This is a genomic window from Polaromonas sp. P1_E1_2 (assembly GCF_056406035.1).
Map to the genome: position 1 here is coordinate 1 of NZ_JBFUAZ010000299.1, position 4,940 is coordinate 4,940.

General features: G+C 59.0%; 4 protein-coding genes. 3 read left to right on the forward strand and 1 reads right to left on the reverse strand.

Translation table 11 applies throughout. The annotated features are described in order from the left end of the window. The first annotated feature begins 476 nt into the window (after positions 1-476). The 3 genes from AC1D1P_RS14125 to AC1D1P_RS14135 are packed head-to-tail and all read left to right on the forward strand — an operon-like array spanning position 477 to position 3,853. The gene (locus AC1D1P_RS14125) at positions 477-2,789 is read left to right on the forward strand and encodes a YcaO-like family protein (protein WP_477673421.1); all 2,313 of its coding nucleotides are present in this window, start codon (positions 477-479) and stop codon (positions 2,787-2,789) included. 1 nt (position 2,790) lies between these two features. After that, positions 2,791-3,387, forward strand: a complete 597-nt coding sequence (locus tag AC1D1P_RS14130; RefSeq protein ID WP_477673422.1) for a tetratricopeptide repeat protein — start codon at positions 2,791-2,793, stop codon at positions 3,385-3,387. 34 nt (positions 3,388-3,421) lie between these two features. Continuing rightward, positions 3,422-3,853: a hypothetical protein gene (locus tag AC1D1P_RS14135; RefSeq protein ID WP_477669631.1), complete on the forward strand. Its 432-nt coding sequence runs from the start codon at positions 3,422-3,424 to the stop codon at positions 3,851-3,853. Positions 3,854-3,891: 38 nt separating this feature from the next. Here the strand turns inward: AC1D1P_RS14135 and AC1D1P_RS14140 are convergent. After that, the coding region (locus AC1D1P_RS14140) for a tetratricopeptide repeat protein (RefSeq protein WP_477673423.1) at positions 3,892-4,940 on the reverse strand (1,049 nt) is incomplete at its 5' end.

The window sequence follows — 4,940 nt, forward strand, 5'->3', positions numbered from 1 at the left end:
GGCTATTGCCGCTGACGATCGCAACCATGTGATCTACCTAATGGTGAACCGCCGGCTCGGGCCCCTGCCCCTCACCCCTCCTCCAACCCTTTGGAGAACTGCTCAACGGTATTTCATCAATACATCCTCCCCTTTAACACTTTGTTTAGGAAAACCCTCAATCACCAGACCAACAGGCCATGCCATTTGCGGCGCAAGGCTTGATTTACCGGGATAGTGCAACGGCTGACGAGGTAGCCATGACAAGTGACAGCGGAGAACAAACGAATGCGATGGTCCGCAGAAAAAACAAACAAATTCCGAACTGCGCGGATATATTAGTGAGCGCTTCGCCGATGGGGCCGGAGCCTCTCCACTCTGTCCCGCACAACTCCGCGCGCCAGGCAGCCTATTACCCTCTTCGGAGACATCCACGTGCCTATTGACATCCGCATGACCCGCCCGCCGGCCGGGAATCTCCGGGACGACGCCTATGGGTGGATCACAGCATTCCCGCAATGACTCGCACAGGTACGCACAACAGCATCCTGAACCCCAGAGTGCCGGCGGCCGTCGAAGCCTGCCTGACCGATTGGGATCGCCTGGCGCCCATGCTGGCGGGCGCCAGTTGCATACGCAGCAAGGGCCGCAAAGCCATGCTGGTGGTTCGCCATGCGGGCGAGATTGTCGAGATAGAGGCGCCGGCGGTCCTGCTGGAGCATGTTTTCGCTTTATGCGACGGCACCCGCACTGCCAACCAGGCCGTCAGCAGCATTGCCGATACACAGGCCCGTGCAAAGTTTTCCGAATTCCTGACTTTTCTGCTCAGCGAAGGCGCATTGATCGATGCCAGCCTGGCGAGTGCTCATGCGGCGCGTTATGCGTTCCAGCTCAGCCCTTTGGGCATCAGAGCATCTCCCGCGCTCACTAACGGCATCGCGGGCCGGTTCTTGTGGAATACCGAGCAAGCGCCCAGTGCCTTGCCCGAGGCCGCCGTCACGGTGGAAAGTGCACCGCTTGACAGATTTCTGTCCTCCCGCGTAACCAGCAATACCTTTGACGATCGCACGGTATCCGCTTCTGCGCTGCACCAGCTGCTGTGGTCGCTTGCCGGGGTTGTGCACATCAAACATCCTCGCACAGGCTATTTGCCTCATCGGGCCCTTGCTTCAGCGGGAGGGATGCACCTGCTGGAAATTTACCTGGCACTGCAGCGCCAGGTCGATGGCTATGCGCCGGGGGTGTACCGCCTTCACTACCCGCAGGAGCGCATGATTTACCTGCAGAAGATCGGCGAAACTGCGGCGCAACTACCGCGCGCCTTCCTCAAGCCGTGGGAATTAACCTATGCCACAGGCGCTATTTTTATAGCGGCCGATCCCGCTATCGGCGCGATGCGCTATCGCAGCCGTTCGCTGCAATACCTTTTTATGGAAGCAGGAGCCGCGCTGCACAACGGAGCCTTGAGCGCCGATGCACTGGGCCTGGGCTACGCGACGATCGGCGGTTACCAAGAGCAGCCCATCGCCCTCATGTGCGGCTTGCACCGCCAGTTGCTGTTGGGCACGGCGATGTTTGGTGCCAAACCCTCACCCGAACAAATCGAGGCAGCTTCCCACGCTGCGAAAATTGATTTTTCCTGGGCGGATGTCGAATCTTCCAGTCCTCACCGTGGTGTACACCTGGCCCGGGCACGGACAGACGCGGTTGGGCCGCACGCCTGGGGTAGCCACACCGATCCAATGCAGGCGGCCCGCCAGGCCATTCAAAACGCCCTCGCGCACGCAGGTCATCAACAAGTGCACAAACTTGTCCAGGGCCGTATCAGCGAGATCGGGGACGCGCAGAACCCTGAGCAATTCGTGCGCTATGCGGACGTACAGTACAAACTCCCCAATTTCCCCTACCTGCCGTTTTCGCAGTCGCAGGTCTACCCTTGGGTTGAAGGGGTAGACCTCTGCACTGGAAAATCAGTTCATGTCCTGGGAGAGCTGGCTTTCTCCCGCGCTGGTCTGGCGGCCTTGGGGCACTGTCCGCAAAAATGCTATACGCAGGCCAACTTTTCCGGTTGCTGCAGCGGCACATCCCAGGAAGACGCGACGGTGCGGGCTTTGCATGCCGCCATCGAACAAGACTCACTGATGAGGCACTGGCTGGCCCAAAAACCAGGCATTGTTCACCCGCCAGCGCAATGGCCCAGGGAGTTGGCTCAGCGCCTCGATGCGTTTGCAAGCGAGGGATGCATCATCACAGTCCAGCGACTCTCCACGGAGTACGCCCAGGTCGCGATGGTCTCTGCTCAGCACGAGGAAAGGCATTTCACGGCTACCGCAAGCGCGGCAGGCTCCTGCTTTACCGACGCCGTCAACAACGCGATCGATAAACTGGAAGCGAGGATTCATGCATGGATGCGAGGGTACCTTCCCCCTATCAAACTTGCAGAACAGGTCGAAACGGCCGAACACCATTTTGGGCTGTATGGACTCAAACGCCATTTCAGGCGCGCCGACAGAATGTTGTTCCCGTCCGGTGAGGTGACCGGCACCCCCTGGCCGACAGCGGAGGCGAATTACTCGCTAGACTTGCTGCTTGGGCGTTTTTCCGGGAAAGGCCTGTGCCCTGTCGCCATTGATATCACCCCCCGGCACTCCCTTGTCGATCAGGGCCGAACACAGCTTACGGTCGCGAAGGCCCTGGTGCCCGGCCTGCTTCCTGTTTCATTCGGTCACCAGCGGGAACCTCTGGGAATGGTTCCACGCAGTCACCCCGGCGCAAAATTCCCTCACCCGTTCAGCGAATTTCGAATCTGAAATGATGCCCACCATGACACAAATACCTTCCGCGCGTTCGCAGGCACAGGCTCTGCTCCAACAGGGCATTGAAGCCGGCAGAAACCAGGTACAAGCACTTGATTTTTTTCATGAGTGCGCGGCAGTCGACCCCACCTGGGGCATCCCGCTGTTTCTGATCGGCTCCCATCACGCGGCTCGCGGAGAGATGGAACAGGCCGAACTGGCGCTTTCCAATGCCGTCCTGCTCTCGCCCGAGTTCACCATGGCCAGGTACCAGCTTGGAACATTGCAATTCAGCGCAGGCAGGGCTGCGGCGGCATTGGTGAGCTGGCAACCTTTACTCGACCTCCCTGAAAGCGACCCGCTGCCGTATTTCGTTCGCGGCTACGCGGCGCTCGCCCAAGACGACTTCGAAAGCGCCGTCAAGCACTACGAAGACGGTTTGGCGAGGAACACCGAAAACGAAGCTCTCTCTGGCGACATACGCAAAATCATCGCCCGAATAGCCGAATTGAAAGAATCGACCTCGGACCTTGTTCTACCGAAAGCGACAGACGGGGCCGAAGAAAACCATGTGCTGCTTTCAAACTACCAGCGCCATAACCACCCGAATTGAGATGGCTAACCCCATCTGAATTTAACCCAGTCCCATGCCCATCATTGATCCTTCTTCCCGCCTCGGGGCGTTTCTTCGCCCCAACGCCACCGACCCCAAAAGGCCGGCGCCGCCTGATGCTCCTTCGCAGGGGAAAGCCTCCGAGCTCCAGCGGGGACAAGCAGGGAACACCAACCCGTTTCTCGACTCGCTGGCACTGCTTGAGCCCAAACTCAAGCAACAGCTGCTGCAACGGATTCGTGCGCTTTCCAGAGAAGACTCACGGCAGCCACGCAAGGTATTCCAGCTGTTCATGGAATCCGTTCTGATGCAGGAATTCGTCGGCGACGCAGCGCAGGACGTGGACTGGAAGCGGCTGGCGGACCCGGTCCTGGACCAGATGGAGTTCGACCCAGAGCTGGCCTCCGCGATCAAGGATGCAGCTCGCTATCTCGTCGACGCAGCGGCCGCCATACCGCAGGTCTGAAAGGCGATATCGGTAGACAGTCCTAGGGGTTCTCGGCCTCACTCCACGGACTGGCCTTGCGGTGAATTTCCCGTGAAATCCGGAACGCTCACACCGGACAGGTTCTTCCGGCTTGCGAGCAGCCGTTGCGCGAGTTTCCGGATAGCAACTTCATCCTTCACCTCTCCATTGAGCAAAGCTTCGGCATAGCGTCCCGACAAATTATTTTTGTCCAGGCCTATGGCACGCTCCGCATGCTGTCTGGCTTCATGTGTTTGCTTTTTGAGCGCCAGCACGACCGCCATGCCGCCATGGCTTTCGGAAAAGTTGCGGTCCATCTCAAGGGCTGTGGAAAAACTGGCCTGCGCCGCCTCAAGGTCGTGATCGAGCAATTCCGCCCAGCCCTGGCCGTGCCACGTCCCGATGTGACCGGGCATGCCCTGCAAAGCGCGCGCAAAATCCTGCCGGGCCAGCTTCAGGTCACCTTTCAGTAAATGTGCAAATGCCCGCCCAGACCATGCACGACCGTCCGAATGATTGAGCTGCAGAGCCTTGTCCGCCCAGTCGATGGCTTCATCCGCTTTTCGCATACCGAGGGCCAAAGTCAATTGCGTGACGAAAATCTCGGCCGGAAGAAGGCTTGGCGGTGTTTGCAGTTGTGCTTGCTGTAACGCCAAATCCACCCAGCGCTGCGCACTCACCGCATCCCCCGCATCTATGGCGATCAGGCTTGCTATTGCGGCGGCGCTAGCGCGCAGATTTTGCAACTTTTCGGCCTCCCGAACCCAATTGCAGGCGCGCTCCAGTTCGGCCGTACGATGAAGCGACCGTAGCCACAGCTGTTGCAACAGTTCTCCTGCCAGCGAGGCTCGCGCAATACCCTCATGCGAAAGTCCCGATGCCGCACTGGTGAAAATTTCCATGTATTCCGCCAACTCGGAAACACACTCGGCGTACCGACCCTGCCTGAACTCGATATAAGCAAGATTGTGCAAAACCACGGCGGTGAACTCCGGGGGAACCCCATCGACTTGCTGCAAAACTTTCAGTGCTGCCGTGGCCTCCGGGTAAAGCTCCTGCGCCAACAGCAAATCGCCCTCCTTCAGAC

Bases quoted from the DNA above. Each gene is read 5' to 3' on its own strand.
- AC1D1P_RS14130 (WP_477673422.1), top strand. From the start codon at position 2,791: ATGATGCCCACCATGACACAAATACCTTCCGCGCGTTCGCAGGCACAG.
- AC1D1P_RS14135 (WP_477669631.1), top strand. From the start codon at position 3,422: ATGCCCATCATTGATCCTTCTTCCCGCCTCGGGGCGTTTCTTCGCCCC.